Origin of the sequence: Micromonospora sp. NPDC049801 (genome assembly GCF_040656575.1) — a bacterium.
Classification (GTDB): Bacteria; Actinomycetota; Actinomycetes; order Mycobacteriales; family Micromonosporaceae; genus Micromonospora.
Genome location: NZ_JBFAMS010000015.1, coordinates 1 through 16,129, shown reverse-complemented (window position 1 = coordinate 16,129; position 16,129 = coordinate 1). Strand labels below are relative to the sequence as shown.

Below are 16,129 nucleotides of genomic sequence, written 5' to 3'. Positions count from 1 at the left end.
CCCGCTCAGCCACCGGTGGAGCGGGTGGCCGGGGCGGGCCGGACCGGCCGGAGCAGCGTCTCCGGGCTCATCGAGCCGAGCAGCTTCTCCAGCGCGTACTCGACGTCGGACTTCCAGCTCAGCGCGGTACGCAGTTCGAGGCGCAGCCGGGGAAAACGGGGATGCGGACGTACCGTCTTGAAGCCGACGGAGAGGAAGAAGTCGGCCGGTGCCACGCAGCCGCCGGCCGGATCGTCGGCGTCACCGAACTTGGCGTCGCCGAACGCCTCGATCGCCTTGATGCCACGCTTCGTCAGGTCCCGTGCGACACCCTGCACCAACATCCGGCCCAACCCGCCCCCGGCGAACGCGGCGACCACGTTGGCGGTCATCAACAGCGCGGCATCGGCCGAGACCGGCGACGTCGGGAACGCCATCGAGCGGGGAACGTAGGCGGGTGGCGCGTACATCACGAAGCCCGCCGGCATCCCGTCGACGTACGCGAGCTTGCCGCAGGACCCCCACTCCAGCAGGGTCTGGGAGACCCACGCCTCCTTCTCCAGGCCCGGGTCACCGGCGGCGCACGCCCGGTCCGCGGAGACCGGATCAAGCTCCCAGTAGACGCACTGGCGGCAGGGGCGCGGAAGATCCTCCAGCGTGTCGAGGGTCAGGCTGACCAGACGTCGCGACATATGGCGCATCCCCACAATAGGCTCGGTGGTGAGACCGGCACGGAACGACAGCGCCGCCTTCCTGCCCCCGACGAGCGATCGTACGCCGCCGATCGACCGTACGGGAGGGGATGCGCAGATCCCCACCCCCGGCCGCAGGGTCCGCCATGTGGTCGATCCGTTCCGGCACGGCGGCAACCAGGCCTCGGCGGACTAGGATCGACAATCGGTGTGCCGCCGCCATGGACACGAGCAGGCGGGGTACCCGGGGCGGTAGCCACCCGAGCAGTGATCGAGGTGAGGTCATGACCGGCACGACACTCGACGACTACACCGACCGGTATGCCCGGCGCGTGCGCGGGATGACCGCCTCCGAGATCCGAGCACTCTTCGCGGTGGCCAGTCGACCGGAGGTCGTGTCGCTCGCCGGCGGCGCCCCGTACATCGCCGCGCTGCCGCTCGACGCGGTCGGCGAGATGCTGGGCAGGCTCGGCTCCGAGCACGGGGTCACCACCCTCCAGTACGGCATCGGCCAGGGCACCCTGGAGCTGCGCGAGCGGATCTGCGAGGTGATGGCCCTCTCCGGCATCGACGCCGCGTGCGGCGCCTCCCCCGAGGACGTGGTGGTCACGGTCGGCGGTCAACAGGCGCTCGACCTGGTCGCCCGGCTCTTCCTCGACCCAGGCGACGTGGTGCTCGCCGAGGGCCCGACCTACGTGGGCGCGCTCGGGGTGTTCCAGGCCGCCCAGGCACAGGTGGCGCACGTGCCGATGGACGCCGACGGGCTGATTCCCGAGGCGCTGGAGACGGCCATCGCCGACCTCGCCCGGGCCGGCCGACGCGTCAAGTTCCTCTACACGATCCCGACCTACCAGAACCCGGCCGGCGTGACGCTCAGCGAGGAACGCCGCGAGCGCGTACTCGACATCTGCGAACGCGCCGGCCTGCTCGTGGTCGAGGACGACCCGTACGGCCAACTGGGTTTCGAGGGTGAGGCCCCGGCGCCGCTGCGGGCCCGGCGGCGCGACGGCGTCTTCTACATCAGCACCTTCTCCAAGACGTTCGCTCCCGGCCTGCGGGTGGGCTGGATCCTGGCGCCGCACGCGGTCCGCGACAAGATCGTCATCGCCAGTGAGGCGCAGATCCTCTGCCCCAGCGTCTACGCCCAGTCCGCCGTCTCCACCTACCTGGGCACGATGCCGTGGCGGCAGCAGCTCAAGGTCTACCGCGAGGTCTACCGGGAACGCCGTGACGCCCTGCTCGACGCGTTGGCCGATCTGATGCCCGAGGGCACCAGCTGGACCACCCCGGCCGGCGGGCTCTTCGTCTGGGCCACCCTGCCCGAGGGCCTGGACTCCAAGGCCATGATGCCGCGCGCCATCGCCGCCCGGGTCGCCTACGTGCCCGGCACCGGCTTCTACGCCGACGGCACGGGCACCGACGCGATGCGGCTGAACTTCAGCTTCCCGCCTCCGGAGCGCATCCGCGAGGGCGTACGCCGGTTGGCGGGCGTCATGGAGCAGGAACTCGCGACGCGGCGCGTCTTCGGTGCCGTCGGCGGTGTCGCCGGCCGCCGCGGCCGGCCCGGCTCCGACGTGCCGGGTCCCGACTTGGCATGATGCCGGCATGGGTACGACCGCTGCCGAGCGCTTCTCCGTGACCGATTCCGCCGTCGCGGCCGACCTGCGAGTGCTGGTCCTCGCGGGCGGACTCTCCTACGAGCGGGACGTGTCGTTGCGCTCCGGTCGGCGCGTGCTCGACGCCCTGCGCGCCGTCGGCGTCGACGCCGAACTGCGGGATGCCGACGTGGCCCTCCTGCCGTCCCTGACCACCGATCCGCCGGACGCCGTCGTGATCGCTCTGCACGGCGCGACCGGCGAGGACGGCTCACTGCGAGGAGTGCTGGACCTGTGCGGCATCCCGTACGTCGGCTGCGACGCCCGGTCCTCCCGGCTCGCCTGGGACAAGCCCTCGGCGAAGGCGGTGCTCCGCGAAGCTGGCATCCCCACCCCCGACTGGGTGGCCCTGCCGCACGACCGTTTCTCCGAACTCGGGGCGGTCGCCGTGCTGGACCGCATCGCCGACCGGCTCGGCCTGCCGTTGATGGTCAAGCCGGCGCAGGGTGGCTCCGGTCTGGGCGCCGCCGTGGTCCGGGACGCCGCGTCCCTCCCGGCCGCGATGGTCGGTTGCTTCGCGTACGACCCGACGGCCCTCGTCGAGCGGTACGTGCCCGGGATCGACGTGGCGGTCTCCGTGATCGACCTGGGAGACGGTCCGCAGGCGCTGCCACCGGTGGAGATCGTGCCGCGCAACGGCGTGTACGACTACGCCGCCCGCTACACCGCCGGCCGCACCACCTGGCACGCTCCGGCCCGGTTGGAGCCGGAGGTGGCCGCTTCGGTGGCCGACGTGGCGCTGGCCGCGCACACCGCGCTCGGTCTGCGGGACCTCTCCCGGGTCGACGTGATCGTGGACGCTGAGGGCCGTCCGCACGTGCTGGAGGTCAACGTCTCGCCCGGCATGACGGAGACCTCACTGCTGCCGCTGGCCGTCCAGGCGGCCGGCCTGGACTTCGGCCGCCTGCTCGGCTCACTGGTCAGCCGGGCCGCCGCCCGCCACCCGTCCTGACCCGACCGATCGGGTACCTTCGGGCACCCCTCGTGACACCCTGCACGCCCGTGAACCTGGTCCTCGATCGCGCACGGGGTAGGTGAGCAGGCACCTGGTGGAGAGCCGGAGCGGTACCGGCTGGTGGCGGCGTTCGCGGCGGCCGAGCGCGCTCCAGGCAGCAACCGGTGAGCAGCGTCAGAGATCGTCGGGTTCGTGTCGGCTGATCCGCGTCGCCTGGTCCTCCTGCACGTGGCGGGCAGTCTGCAGGAAGTGAAGGATCGTGGCGAGCTGGTCGAGGCTGTACTCGGCAAGCGCTTGCGCTCCGGCGACACCGACCGGTGCGTATATGTCTCGCTCAGCGGCGCGAGCCGCGTCGGTCGCGGCAACGAGGACGCGTCGTCTGTTGTTCGGGTCGGAGATCCGGTTCGCGAATCCGGTGCGCTCAAGTCGGTCCATGACAGTGGTTGTGGCGGCCGGGCTGAGTTTCAGGGCCTGGCTGAGTTCGCCAGCCGACAGGCAACCCTCGCCGGCCAGAAGCAGGTCCAACGCTCGCAGGTCCGTTCGGTTGAGCTTGAGGGTGGCGGCGGCGGCCTCGTCGAAAGCGTCGAAGCTCTGCTGCAGCAGCCGAAGTTCGGCGGCCACCAAGCCGACCAGTTCATGTTTCGACACTCGAAGACTCCTGCTATCGTAAGGTTCGACCATCGAATAATACTAGAGGGGTGTAGCCATGGCTACCGAAGACCACGAGATCACAGCTCTCTTCCACCGCCTCAAGCAGGCCTGGACGGACAACGACGCTGTCGCCTACGCAGCCTGCTTCACCGAAGACTCCGACTACGTCTCGTACGACGGCACCCGCGCCATCGGGCGAAAGCCGATGCAAAGCGCCCACGACCAGCTCTTCCGGGGCGTGCTCGCCGACTCGGCACTCGTCGGTGACATCGAATCCATTCGCTACCTCAGCCCCGACATCGCCATCGTCCATGGCACCGCCTCGGTCCAGATGCCGTGGCGTTCTCAGCTACCGAAAAGGCGCCTGTCCCGCCAGACTCTCGTTGCGGTCCACACGCCCGAGGGATGGCGGTTCACCGCGCTGCACAACGGCCGCGTGCGACCGGTCACCATCCCAGCCCCGGACTCCGTGCCTTCCCGACTCGCCCGAACCATGGTGAGGCTCACCCGTGCGCTCGGCATCGGCAGCAAGGCTGCGGTCCACGCAGATTAGGCAGGCAACCACCGCGACGGAGTCCCGACATGGGGGTCGTGAGTCACCGCCGGCCCTACCGAGGCCATTCGGATCTCCGCGATCCGCGCGTCTGACGCTGTAGTCAAGCGTCGCCGTCCGGCCGCGACGGGTCAGCGGGGCGCGGTGTCGAGAGGCGGCTGAGTGTCCAGCGCGAGAGACGTAACTTGGCGGCTCGGGTTTGTCCGGCACCGAGCCGGATGCGAGCGTCGGTGATCTGCTCAGGGCTCGGCGCGCGAGGGCATTTCCGAGCGTTGGTCCGCACCCGGCATTGCCGCCGCCCGCCGCGGCGAGCGTGGGGGTGGCTCGACATCCGGACTGTCGTCCGCCAACCCCCACGCGCAACCGGTGATCAGCGCGGTGCGCTCACGCCGGGCGGGGTGGCACCGCCGTCGCTGGCGTCGTCGGCGGGGGGCCTCCGCTGGGCTGGGACGACCGGAATCCCCGGTGCCGGATCCTCGGCGTCGCGTTCCGGCTCCGAGGTCGTCGTGCCGTCGGCGACCGACTCGACCGCAGGGGCATCGAGTACCGGGCTGACGGGCGACTTCGGCTCGGACGCTGTGGCGGCTGTCGACCCGTCGGCGTCGTCAGCGACGGCCGTCACCGGGTCGTCGCTGTCCACAGACTGGTCCTCCGCCGCAGCCGGCGACTCGGAACCGAGGTCGCCATCGACGTTGCCGTCTGCGTCCTCGACTGGCTCGGGGATCTCCTCGGCCGCCTCGATGACAGACACGGCGTCATCTTGAGCGGCTGCGGCATGCGCGGCCGCCGCCGCGGACTGGGCCAGCAGACTCGACGGGGCCTGCCACTGGATGCGGGGCGGCTCGGCCAACGGTCGGCCACCGAACTCGGCGAGCCAGGCGGCGACGAGCGCCAGATTCTCCCGCCACTGCTCCTCGGAGATCGGCGGCAGGATGGAGTCCCACAGGGACAGGAAGGTTCCCCGTAGTTGGAGCCGACCGTACGGCCGGGCGAGGAACCACATGTGCAGGTGGGCGGAGCCGTCGCCCCACCGGTTCACGTGCACCCGCGCCACACCGTCCAGCGACCGGATGGCCCGCTCGAGACGAACCGTCATCACCCCCAGCTCGGCGGCGAGCAGGTTCGGCAGGTCACCCAGGTCCAGGTGGCTCCGCGATTCGAGGATGAGCACCATCGGCAGGCCGGTCGGCCGGTCCATGGCACGGACCCGCCACCGCTCTCCCACCCAGATGTAGGCGTCGTCGGGTGCGTTGCAGGCGGTGCATTCCCGGAGACCCTCGCCCTTGCGGGGCGGTTCGACCGGGACCGGTTCTTCGAGCTGCTTCACCCGCAGCTCGCCCTCGAAGGGAAACGAGGGCCACTGGGTGAAGTCCGGGACTGAGGGAGGGGTGTCGCGCACGACGCTGACCCTAACCGAGTCTGGCACCGCTGTCCCTACCTGTTCGACCGGTTCCAACCGCCACGATCAGCGTCCGACGTCGATCGCCGGGGCCCGTCGTCGTCGGCCGGCGAGTCGATATCCACAGGCTGCCGAGGGCGTCCATACATGCGGTCATCCACAGGCTGTCACCCGCTTTCACGCGGCGTTTCACGTGAAACGGGGGGTGCCTGTGGACAACGGGTGTGGATAACTTTTCGGCCCCTCGATCGTTGCCCGCCCGCCGGCCGGTCGCGCTCCGGACCACCACTCCCGGCGGTGCCGGCATGCGTGGGTGCCCTCGCCCGCCGAGGGGCGTTTCACGTGAAACGCGATGACTTAGCCGCGGAGCCGGACGCCGCGACCCGGGCCCCGCAAGCGGTGGCCCGCGCGCCGCCTGAGCGGGTCGCTGCCGCCCTCGGGCGGCAGAGGGGACCTCCCCGGCTCACCCGGCCGCCTGGGACGCCCTCGTGGGCCGTGGCGGGTGAACGCGTTCGGCCGGCACCTCGGCGACGCCGGGTCGAGATCCAAGAGCCGCTTCGGGCGCCGGTTTCACGTGAAACGAGGCCGTACGCGCGAGGGCCGCGCCCCCTGGAGAGGCGCGGCCCTTGACGGAAGATCGCGGACGTCAGTCCTGCGACCCCTCCTCCGGTACGCCGATGATGCCGACGATCCGTTCCAGATCATCCACGGTGGCGAACTCGATGGTGATCTTGCCCTTGCTCCGACCGATGTCGACCTTCACCCGCGTGTCGAAGCGGTCCGACAGACGGTCAGCGAGATCCGACAGGGCGGGCGCGTGGGGCTTCGGTCGCCGCTTGGCGGCCGGTCCCTTCGCCGGGCCGTCGTTCAGCGTCAGAGCCACGATCTCCTCGGTCGCCCGTACCGACAGCCCTTCGGCGACGATCCGCAACGCCAGCTGTTCCTGGGCCTCGGAGTCGTCGAGGCTGAGCAGAGCGCGGGCATGGCCGGCGGAGAGGATGCCGGCGGCAACCCGGCGCTGCACCTGGGCCGGCAGGTTGAGGAGCCGGATCGTGTTGGAGATCTGCGGCCGGCTGCGGCCGATCCGACGGGCCAGTTCCTCGTGGGTGGCGCCGAACTCCTCCAGCAACTGCTGGTACGCGGCGGCCTCTTCCAGCGGGTTCAGGTTGGCGCGGTGGATGTTCTCCAGCAGCGCGTCCCGGAGCATGGCGTCGTCGCGGGTGTCCCGGACGATGGCCGGGATATTGTCCCGTCCCACCGCCTGGGCCGCGCGCCAACGGCGCTCGCCCATCACCAGCTCGTACTTCTCGTCGTCGAGCTGGCGCACCACGATCGGCTGCAGGAAGCCAACCTCCCGGATGGAGGTCTTCAGCTCCTCCAACGCCTCCTCGTCGAAAACCTGGCGCGGCTGCTTCGGGTTCGGCATGATCGCGTCGACCGGGATCTCCGCGAACCGAGCGCCCGGCACGGGGCTGAGCTCGGGCTCCGGTTGGTGGGCGGCGGCGCCTACCGGGGCCGTGTGGAGGGCAGTGGGGGTCACGCCCTCGTCAGCGTCGACGCTCCCGTTCTCCGGCTCGGCAGTCACGGTGCCGGCGGCACCCGGCACGGGCCCGGTCGGGATGAGAGCCCCCAGGCCCCGCCCCAGACCGCCCCGAGGGCGGTTCTTCATGCCACGCCTCCCAGCGACTCGTCCCCACTACGCATTCCGGCCCACCGGCTCCTTGACGCCCCGCTCGGCGATCTCCTGGGCGGCCTCGAAGTAGCTCGTGGCGCCCCGCGAACCGGGATCGTAGGTCATGACCGACTGGCCGTAGCTGGGTGCCTCCGACACCCGCACGTTGCGGGGGATGACCGCCTGGAGCACCTTGTCGCCGAAGTGGTTCCGGACGTCCTGCTCGACCGCGTCCGCGAGGCGGGTACGACGGTCGTACATGGTGAGCAGGATCGTGGAGACGTCGAGCTTCGGGTTGAGGTGTTGCCGTACCAGGTTGATGTTGTTGATCAGCTGGTTGAGGCCTTCCAGCGCGTAGTACTCGCACTGGATCGGAATCAGCACCTCCTGCGCGGCGACCAGGGCGTTGACCGTCAGCAGGCCGAGCGAGGGCGGGCAGTCGATGAAGACGTAGTCGAACTGGCCCGGGTAGGCGGCGATGGCACGGTCGAGGCGCGACTCGCGGGCCACCACGGACACCAACTCGATCTCCGCCCCGGCGAGGTCGATCGTGGCCGGTACGCACCACAGGTTGGGGATGCCCTCGACCGCCTGCGCCACCTCGGCCAGCGGCACGCTGTTGATCAGGCAGTCGTAGACGTCTGGAATGCCGGTGTGGTGGGGCACGTTCAGACCGGTCGACGCGTTGCCCTGCGGGTCCAGGTCGACCACGAGCACCCGGTTACCGTGCAGGGCGAGCGCCACCGCGAGGTTGACCGTGGTCGTGGTCTTACCCACGCCACCCTTCTGGTTGGCGACGCACATGACCCGGGTCCGGTCCGGTCGAGGCATGGTCACCTCGCCACTGGGATTCAGGATCTGCACGGCGCGCATCGCCTCCATAGCCAACGGTGGGTCATCCTCTTCGCGCGTCGGGGTTTCACGTGAAACGTACGTGGGGTCGGTCGCGACCGCCGCCAACGACTCGGTCGACGCGACCGGTACGTCGGGAACCACCGGCGTGGCGTCGCGCGCCGCTGCGGCGGTGGGCTGGTGGGGCACGGCGGACTCGAAGCGCACCGCCGCAGCTCTGTTCCGCCGGCCCGGCGTCTGCCGCACGTCGGCGGCATTCGCGGGTCGACTCGGTCCGTCGGCCGCCCGCCGACCGATCGTCGGCTCCGGCCCGATGGTCGGAGCCACCGCCTCGTCCGGTGCGGAGAACACATCGTCGTCCACCGGAACCGACGCTCCGGCGACGCCGGGGGACCAGCTCGGGTAGTCGGTTTCACGTGAAACAGGGTCGCTGGTTGACCCGGTCACGCGTGGATCGTCGTACCTGCCGTCGTCATGCACCTGTCATCCCTGCCCGCTTCGGATGGTCGGTCCGCGCCCCGGTCAACTTGGCCACACCCGCGTTCGCACCCCGGAGCGTACGGCCCCTCGGGAGCGGTCGGAGTCCGCGACGTCCGTCGGCCGCTCCACATTATCGACGCGCGGCCAGCCTACGGCGGACGGGCGTGGCCGGTCCACGTCGGGTTCTCATTCCGTCGTCCATCCGTACCGATACAACGAGGCAAACCGTCGACCGGACGCCCGATGGCGCCATGGTCAGCGGCGGCGAGTCCGCCCGCCGCGCGAGCGCTTGCTCGCCGCCGGTCGGGCCGGGCCGACCATCCGCTCCCGGACGATCTCCACCACCGTGGTGGGTGGGTCGATCACGCCGACGCCGCAGAGGTGCACGGCGGCCTCCCCGCCGCCGAGCCGTTCCACGACGGCGGCGTGCTCCTCGATCTCGGCCGCTGCGGACGATCCCTTGAGGGCAAGCAGTCGTCCACCGCGCACGGCGAGCGGTAGGCACCAGGCGGCCAGTCGGTCCAACGGCGCGACGGCGCGGGCGGTCACCACGTCACCGCTGATCGGGTCCCGGCCGCTCGACCCACTGGCGGCCTCGTCGGCGCGGCCACGGAACACCCGCACCGATCGGGTCAGGCCGAGCCGCTCGACGATCTCGATGAGGAACGACGTGCGCCGCGCGAGCGGCTCGATCAGCGTGACCGTCAGGTCGGGACGCGCGATGGCCAACACCAGACCGGGCAGCCCGGCGCCGGAGCCAACGTCGAGCACGCTCGCGTCGCTCGGAATGCGCTCGACCACGGCGGCACAGTTGAGGAGGTGACGGTCCCAGATCCGGGGCGCCTCCCGCGGGCCGATCAGACCGCGGACCACGCCGTCGGTGGCCAGCAGTTCGGCGTACGCGGCGGCGATGTCGAGCCGGTCACCGAAGAGAGTCAGCGCGGCCGGAGCCAGTTCGGGCGGCAACGCGGCATCGGCCGGCGACGGCGGACTCCCGTTCGCCGCGTCGTACCCCGCCGGGCTGTCGCTCCGGACAGCCGACGGCCCGGACGGCGTACCGCCCGGGCCGGTCACGGCATCAGCCGCGGTGTCGTCGTGGGTCAACGGAGTCAGTCCGCCGGCCGTACGACGATGCGACGGTTCGGCTCGACGCCCTCCGACTCGCTCGCCACGCCGGCCATGGCGTTGACCACGTCGTGGACGCACTTGCGCTCGAACGCGTTCATCGCCTCCAGGCGCACGGGCTCGCCGTACTCCTTCACCTTCTCGACTGCGTTCTTGGCAACGGCGGCGAGCTCCTTGCGACGGTTCGCCCGGTAGCCACCGACGTCGAGCAGCAGGCGGCTCGGCGTACCGGTCTGCCGGAAGACGGCGAGCCGGGTCAGCTCCTGGAGCGCATCCAGGGTGGCGCCACGCTGGCCGACCAGGTTCTGCAGCCGGGAGCCGACCACCTCGACGACGGGACGGCCGCTGGCCACCAACTCGTCGATGTCGCCGTCGTAGTCGAGGATGTCGAGCAGTCCCTCGACGTAGTCCGCCGCGATCTCGCTCTGCCGGAACAGGTCGCTCTCGCCCGCGCTCTTCTTCTCACGACCACCGGCCGGGGCCTCGGTGGCGTCGTCGGCCTCGGTGTCGTCGCCGTCCACCTCGATCGTCGCGGTCTCCTCCTCGTCCAGGGACTGGTCGGCGCGGGGGATGCTGGTCTCGGTCACGGTCTCATCTCCGTACTCGCTCGGCCGGACCGTCGGGTCCGCTGGTTTCCCGGGGCCGGCGGGAGGTCGCCGGTGCCCACGGGCACGTCTGTACGGGCAGTGTCGCCCGTGACCGCGCCGTGCGCGGCCGGTTCCGCCCGGCGCCGGCCATACGGCGGCTGCGCGGTGCGGGGCCCGGGCCGTCGCCGGTTGCCCGGCGACGGCCGCACGGCGGTCAGCCCTGCCGCTTGGCGGGGCGGCTCTTCTTCGGGTTGGCGGGCTTGGCACCCGGCTTCGGGCCGGCAACCTTCGGCGCGGCGGCCTTGACGGGCGCGGCCGGGGCGGCCTTGCCACGCCCGAAGAGCCCACCCGACTTGGCGGGCTGCACCGGATTGCGGCTGGCCGCGGGGGCGGTGGCCTTCTTCGCGGTCACCGGCGGCGGGAACTTCCGCAGCACCCACTGCTGCTGGCCGAGGGTGAAGAGGTTGTTCGTGACCCAGTAGATGATCACGCCGATCGGGAAGATCGCCCCCGAGATCAGCAGCGAGGCCGGGATGCCGTAGAGCATCAGGCGCTGGATCATCCGCTGCTGCGGGTCCTCGGCCCAGCCGGTCTTGAGGATCATCTGACGGCTGGTCAGATACGTGGTGGCGATCATCACCAGGACCAGGACACCAGCAATGATCTTCGTGGTGTTGCCGTTGGCGTTGAGCCGCGCCAGTTCGTCGGCGGTGGAGCCGAACTTGCCAGCGAGCGGGGCCGTGAAGAGCTTCGCGTGAGAGGCGCTATTGAACTGATCGACGGTCCAGCCGTAGATCGTCTTCTTGTCCTCGGGCTTGAACGGGTCGAGCCGCCGCAGCACGTGGAAGAGGCCGAGGAAGACAGGGATCTGGAGGAACATCGGAAGGCAGCCCATGAGCGGGTTGGCCTTTTCCTTCCGGTAGAGCTCCATCATCTCCTTCTGGAGCGTCTCCCGGTCACCCTTGTGCTTCTCCTGCAGCTCCTTGACCTTGGGCTGGAGCGCCTGCATCGCCCGCTGCGACTTGATCTGCTTGACGAAGACCGGGAACAGGATCACCCGGACGGTGACCACCAGGAAGATGATGGACAGGATCCAGGCGAAGTTCGTGCCGACCACCGCGCCGACCGGCACCCCGATGGCGTCCCACGCCGAGTGCCAGGTCAGCAGGATCCACGAAATCGCGTAGTAGATCCAGTCGAGACTCAGACTCAATTCGGGGCTCCAGTCACATCAGCACGACGGCGGCTGCCCGGCTCCGGAACCGGGTCATGTCCACCAGGGTGAAAGGGGTGGCAGCGCAGCAACCGGCGGACCGCCAGCACGACTCCCCGGAACGGGCCGTGCCGCACGAGCGCCTCCTGGGCGTACGCACTGCACGACGGGTAGAACCGGCAGCGTGCCGGCAGTGCCGGACTTATCCACCGACGGTACGCGATGATGGGCGCGATCAGCACCCGGGCACCTGTCGACGGCGGGCGTGTGGCGGTCGGATCGGCACTCACCGGGGCCGCCTCTCCCGTGGCGACCGGGCAACCGCGATGGCGGCGTCCAGGTCGGTGGTGAGCCGGGCGTACGACGCCTCGGCCGCGGCGGGCAGTGCTCGGACGACCAGGGTGCTGCCGTCGGGCAACGCGTCCAACCGTTCCCGGACCAGCGCCCGAAGTCGGCGCCGGACCTTGTTGCGGACCACCGCGTTGCCGACCGCCTTGGAGACGACGAAGCCGGCGCGGGCCGGAGCGGAGGGCTGCTCCGCGCCAGGCTCCCGCGCCGGCTCCGGCGAGGTCGTTGTGCTGTGGTCGGTGGCCGAAGGCATGGTCAGGTGGACCACGACGGCACCTCGGCCGACGCGTCGGCCACCGCGAACCGCTGCGGCGAAGTCAGTGCTGCGCCGCAGTCGCTGTGCGGCGGCCAGCACGACTGCCCACGTCCCCCGGACCAGCCCGGTCGGCTCAGGCCGACAGGGTGGTACGACCCTTGGCGCGGCGGCTCGAGAGGATGGCACGGCCGGCACGGGTGCGCATGCGCAGCCGGAAGCCGTGGGTCTTCGCGCGCCGGCGGTTGTTCGGCTGGTAGGTGCGCTTGCTCACGTCAGGCTCTCCGTTTTCGTACGCGCCCCGCGCGACGGGATCGCCGGGGTCGTGGGGTGGTCCAGGCCACCTCGACGATGGCCACCGTTCGGCGCTGCCCGGCGGAGCGGGACCGACGGTGCGGGGAAACGACCGCGGGCAGCAAGCACCCATCACCCTAGCAGAGGGCGAGAGAGCAGCCGCTCCAGCCTACGCAGGGGTGCAATGACCGTCAAACATCCACAGCGAGGAGGTCGGGACGCGCCCGGGACCGAAGGGGCGGTTTTCGCTGATGCCGACAAGGTCGCTGGGGCGTCGCCGGTTGATGGGGCAGGGACAACGCTGTTACCGTGCCCGATTGCGGTGAGCGTCGGATGCTCCGGTCGTCGCGCGCAGGCAAGACCGGACACGCTGGTGAATCGTTCGGCACGGTGAACCCGCTTCAACGGCCGTCCAGGCAGGGGCAGGTCCCGCGCCCGGGGGCGGCCACAATCGGTCGGTGCACAGGCTGTGGATAACCTGTGGACGAGCGCTGGTCAGTTGTCCGGGTGGGTGATGTTCCACCCGTGCACGCGGCGGGCCCGGGACGGGCGGCTGGCAGACAGCGGCGGCCGGGAGCAGAGGCGAGGGGGTGGCACGACGGTGGCCGGTACGACCGACCTTGCCGCGGTGTGGTTGGCGGCGACCGACGAGCTCGCCGACGAGATCATCTCCGCCCAGCAGCGCGCCTACCTCCGGTTGACCCGGCTGCGGGCGATCGTCGAGGACACCGCGCTGCTCTCGGTACCGGACGCGTTCACCCGGGACGTGATCGAGTCACGGCTGCGCCCGGCGATCACCGAGGCGCTGACCCGCCGACTCGGCCGGCCGATCCAGGTTGCCGTGACCGTACGCGTGGCGGAGGACGCCGCCGGCCGCCCGGCCGGCACCGTCTACCGCAGCACCCCGGAGCCTGGACCACTCGACGTCGACGAACCGCAGTCGGGCCCGCTCGGGAACGAGTACGCCGGACGGTCCGTGGCGAACGAGGGCATCGGTGACCAACTCGGGCCACGGCTGCCCGAGACCGCCGCCCCGCCGGCGCCGGCGGGTCCACCCCCCGCGCCGGTCGTCGACGCGCACCGGCCGGGGCTGATCCCGGCCAGCCGGGACGGGCAGGAGGCACTGTTCAGCACCGCCTTCGTCGAGCCGACGCGGTCGCCCCGACCGGCGCACGAGCGGCGCGGGTACGACGAGCAGGCGGCCCGACTCGATCCGCCCGGCCCCGACACCCGGCCGTACGAGCCCCGCTACCGCGAGGACGCCACGTCCCCCCGGGACCAGCACGTGATCCGTCCCCTGCCCCGCGACGGCGGAACGGACAGCGGCCCGGGTCGCAGCGGGATGGATCATCGTCCCGGCGGGCGTGACGAGCGCCGACTGCCCGGCGCCGACACCGGTGGCAACCGGTTGAACCCGAAGTACATGTTCGAGACGTTCGTCATCGGCTCGTCCAACCGGTTCGCCCACGCGGCGAGCGTGGCGGTGGCCGAGTCGCCGGCGAAGGCGTACAACCCGCTCTTCATCTACGGGCACTCCGGATTGGGCAAGACGCACCTGCTGCACGCGATCGGGCACTACGCCACGACGCTCGGCAACGCCCGCTCGGTCCGGTACGTCTCGACCGAGGAGTTCACCAACGACTTCATCAACTCGCTCCGGGACGACAAGACCAGCGCGTTCCAGCGGCGCTACCGCGACGTCGACATCCTGTTGATCGACGACATCCAGTTCCTGGAGAACCGCGAGCGTACGCAGGAGGAGTTCTTCCACACCTTCAACACTCTGCACAACGCCAACAAGCAGATCGTCATCACCTCCGACCGGTCGCCGCGTCAGCTCGCCACCCTGGAGGACCGGATGCGAACCCGGTTCGAGTGGGGACTGCTGGCCGACATCCAGCCACCGGATCTGGAGACGCGGATCGCGATCCTGCAGAAGAAGGCGGCACAGGAGCGGATGTACGCCCCGCCTGACGTGCTGGAGTTCATCGCCTCCCGGGTGTCGAACTCGATCCGGGAACTGGAGGGCGCGCTGATCCGGGTGACGGCGTTCGCCAGCCTGACCCGGTCGACTGTCGAGCTGTCCCTGGCCGAGGAGGTGCTCCGGGACTTCATGCCCGACGGCGCCGGGCCGGAGATCAACGCCGACCAGATCATGGCGTCCACCGCCGACTACTTCGGGGTGAGCCTGGAGGATCTGCGTGGCCAGTCCCGCTCGCGCGTCCTGGTCAACGCCCGCCAGGTCGCCATGTACCTGTGTCGTGAGCTGACCGAGTTGTCGTTGCCGAGGATCGGGCAGGCCTTCGGTGGCCGGGACCACACCACTGTGATGCACGCGGACCGCAAGATCCGCCAGCAGATGGCCGAGCGGCGCTCGCTCTACAACCAGATCGCCGAGCTGACCAACCGGATCAAGCAGAACACCTGAGGGGTACGACGCCGCACGACTCCCGGGACACGCCCGGCCGGATCTCCGGCCGGGCGTTCTTCTTGACGCCGCAACGCCGCGACCCGACTCCGGACGGTGCTCGCTTCGGCATCGGCGGCACCGATTTCGCCGCCCGACGAGGACTTCGGCTTGACCCTCGACATGGTGTAGGCCACAGGATCGGTGCCGTGTCCACCTCGAAGCTCACTCGTTGTCCACAACTCGTTATCCACCGTCGGTGGATAACTACGGTCGGTCCCGCCTCAGTTACCCACAGGCTGTGGAGAAACCCTGTGTACGACGCTGTGGACGCCTGGGGACAACGCCGAAGTTATCCACCGATGATCGTCGAGGTGTGTACGAGCTGTTGAAGGTTCTGGGGACAACGCCAATGGTGATCTTCTCGGCTGTCCACAACCTTGGGGAGAAAGTCGGTGGATTACCGGTGGACAACCGGTGGACAACCGGCCCGCGCCGCCGGGTTGTGGACAGGTGACGCGGTTTCACACCCGGTTCTCCACAGCCAACCCACCGGTGGATAACCTGTCTGAGCTGCGCAGACCCGAGTTCTCCACAGTTTGCACAGGTGCGATGAAGACGATGGGTTATCTCTTCTAAGAGAACAAAAACCAATCATCACCGTTGGGCTTTCTGTGGATCGGGCCGAACGCTGCCGGACAGGCCGGTCAGCATCGACACGATCCATGGGGTCGGGCGCACAGCCGATGTCCCCGCGCCCTAAGGTGCGATGGACACCCGCACGGTCGGGCGGGACGGTAGGCAGCGGTCGGCATGAGAGAGTTGTCGCTGACGTCGACGCGGAGGCATTGATGAAGTTCCGAGTGGAGCGCGACGCGCTCGCCGAGGCCGTGGCGTGGACCGCGAAGAGCCTGCCCAACCGGCCGTCCGTACCGGTGCTCGCCGGGGTGATGCTCCGCGTCACCGACGGCAACCTGCGGGTCTCCGGTTTCGACTACGAGGTCTCCAGCCAGG

General features: G+C 70.2%; 15 protein-coding genes and 1 pseudogene. 5 read left to right on the top strand and 11 right to left on the bottom strand.

What is annotated here, in order from left to right; translation table 11 throughout:
* Positions 1-5 precede the first annotated feature (5 nt).
* Positions 6-671, bottom strand: a complete 666-nt coding sequence (locus AB0I89_RS24970; RefSeq protein ID WP_074315552.1) for a GNAT family N-acetyltransferase — start codon at positions 669-671, stop codon at positions 6-8.
* Positions 672-955: 284 nt separating this feature from the next.
* Between AB0I89_RS24970 and AB0I89_RS24965 the strand changes: the two genes are divergently transcribed.
* Both AB0I89_RS24965 and AB0I89_RS24960 read left to right on the top strand, forming a co-directional pair.
* Positions 956-2,269 carry a PLP-dependent aminotransferase family protein gene (locus AB0I89_RS24965; RefSeq protein WP_357131310.1) on the top strand — a complete coding sequence of 438 codons (1,314 nt, stop codon included), beginning with the start codon at positions 956-958 and terminating at the stop codon, positions 2,267-2,269.
* 7 nt (positions 2,270-2,276) lie between these two features.
* On the top strand, positions 2,277-3,278 hold the full coding sequence (locus tag AB0I89_RS24960) for a D-alanine--D-alanine ligase (RefSeq protein WP_357131307.1): 1,002 nt from the start codon (positions 2,277-2,279) through the stop codon (positions 3,276-3,278).
* Positions 3,279-3,455: 177 nt separating this feature from the next.
* Here the strand turns inward: AB0I89_RS24960 and AB0I89_RS24955 are convergent, their stop codons facing one another.
* Complete coding sequence (locus tag AB0I89_RS24955) at positions 3,456-3,962, bottom strand: MarR family transcriptional regulator (RefSeq protein WP_357131304.1); 507 nt, start codon at positions 3,960-3,962, stop codon at positions 3,456-3,458.
* Between the two features lie 25 nt (positions 3,963-3,987).
* Here AB0I89_RS24955 and AB0I89_RS24950 point away from each other — a divergent pair, with 25 nt between their 5' ends.
* A complete protein-coding gene (locus AB0I89_RS24950) occupies positions 3,988-4,485 on the top strand; it encodes an SgcJ/EcaC family oxidoreductase (RefSeq protein ID WP_357131301.1) in 498 nt (165 codons plus the stop codon).
* A gap of 370 nt (positions 4,486-4,855) precedes the next feature.
* Here the strand turns inward: AB0I89_RS24950 and AB0I89_RS24945 are convergent, their stop codons facing one another.
* The 9 genes from AB0I89_RS24945 to rpmH all read right to left on the bottom strand — a co-directional run bounded on the left by AB0I89_RS24945 (position 4,856) and on the right by rpmH (position 12,688).
* The gene (locus AB0I89_RS24945) at positions 4,856-5,884 is read right to left on the bottom strand and encodes a hypothetical protein (protein ID WP_357131298.1); all 1,029 of its coding nucleotides are present in this window, start codon (positions 5,882-5,884) and stop codon (positions 4,856-4,858) included.
* A gap of 646 nt (positions 5,885-6,530) precedes the next feature.
* Positions 6,531-7,553, bottom strand: a complete 1,023-nt coding sequence (locus AB0I89_RS24940) for a ParB/RepB/Spo0J family partition protein (RefSeq protein ID WP_357131295.1) — start codon at positions 7,551-7,553, stop codon at positions 6,531-6,533.
* 27 nt (positions 7,554-7,580) lie between these two features.
* Positions 7,581-8,888 (bottom strand): AAA family ATPase, encoded by a 1,308-nt coding sequence (locus AB0I89_RS24935; protein WP_357131292.1) that lies wholly within the window; start codon positions 8,886-8,888, stop codon positions 7,581-7,583.
* A gap of 255 nt (positions 8,889-9,143) precedes the next feature.
* A complete protein-coding gene (gene rsmG, locus AB0I89_RS24930) occupies positions 9,144-9,854 on the bottom strand; it encodes a 16S rRNA (guanine(527)-N(7))-methyltransferase RsmG (protein WP_357131794.1) in 711 nt (236 codons plus the stop codon).
* A gap of 143 nt (positions 9,855-9,997) precedes the next feature.
* Positions 9,998-10,600, bottom strand: a complete 603-nt coding sequence (locus tag AB0I89_RS24925; RefSeq protein ID WP_357131289.1) for a R3H domain-containing nucleic acid-binding protein — start codon at positions 10,598-10,600, stop codon at positions 9,998-10,000.
* 214 nt (positions 10,601-10,814) lie between these two features.
* Entirely contained in the window at positions 10,815-11,807 is a 993-nt protein-coding gene (gene yidC, locus AB0I89_RS24920) for a membrane protein insertase YidC (protein WP_357131790.1), read from the bottom strand.
* 2 nt (positions 11,808-11,809) lie between these two features.
* Entirely contained in the window at positions 11,810-12,103 is a 294-nt protein-coding gene (gene yidD, locus AB0I89_RS24915) for a membrane protein insertion efficiency factor YidD (protein WP_357131286.1), read from the bottom strand.
* Positions 12,100-12,516, bottom strand: coding sequence for a ribonuclease P protein component (rnpA, locus tag AB0I89_RS24910; RefSeq protein WP_357131283.1), 417 nt, complete (start codon positions 12,514-12,516; stop codon positions 12,100-12,102). Before rnpA ends, yidD begins: the two co-directional genes overlap by 4 nt.
* A 34-nt stretch (positions 12,517-12,550) precedes the next feature.
* Positions 12,551-12,688, bottom strand: a complete 138-nt coding sequence (gene rpmH, locus AB0I89_RS24905; RefSeq protein ID WP_007453904.1) for a 50S ribosomal protein L34 — start codon at positions 12,686-12,688, stop codon at positions 12,551-12,553.
* A 621-nt stretch (positions 12,689-13,309) separates the two neighbouring features.
* Here rpmH and dnaA point away from each other — a divergent pair.
* Positions 13,310-15,136 (top strand): chromosomal replication initiator protein DnaA, encoded by a 1,827-nt coding sequence (gene dnaA / locus AB0I89_RS24900; protein ID WP_357131280.1) that lies wholly within the window; start codon positions 13,310-13,312, stop codon positions 15,134-15,136.
* Positions 15,137-15,966: 830 nt separating this feature from the next.
* Positions 15,967-16,129: pseudogene (locus tag AB0I89_RS24895) on the top strand (DNA polymerase III subunit beta); the annotation flags it as partial.

Bases quoted from the DNA above. Each gene is read 5' to 3' on its own strand.
- AB0I89_RS24970 (WP_074315552.1), bottom strand. From the start codon at position 671: ATGTCGCGACGTCTGGTCAGCCTGACCCTCGACACGCTGGAGGATCTT.
- AB0I89_RS24965 (WP_357131310.1), top strand. From the start codon at position 956: ATGACCGGCACGACACTCGACGACTACACCGACCGGTATGCCCGGCGC.
- AB0I89_RS24960 (WP_357131307.1), top strand. From the start codon at position 2,277: ATGGGTACGACCGCTGCCGAGCGCTTCTCCGTGACCGATTCCGCCGTC.
- AB0I89_RS24955 (WP_357131304.1), bottom strand. From the start codon at position 3,962: ATGGTCGAACCTTACGATAGCAGGAGTCTTCGAGTGTCGAAACATGAA.
- AB0I89_RS24950 (WP_357131301.1), top strand. From the start codon at position 3,988: ATGGCTACCGAAGACCACGAGATCACAGCTCTCTTCCACCGCCTCAAG.
- AB0I89_RS24940 (WP_357131295.1), bottom strand. From the start codon at position 7,553: ATGAAGAACCGCCCTCGGGGCGGTCTGGGGCGGGGCCTGGGGGCTCTC.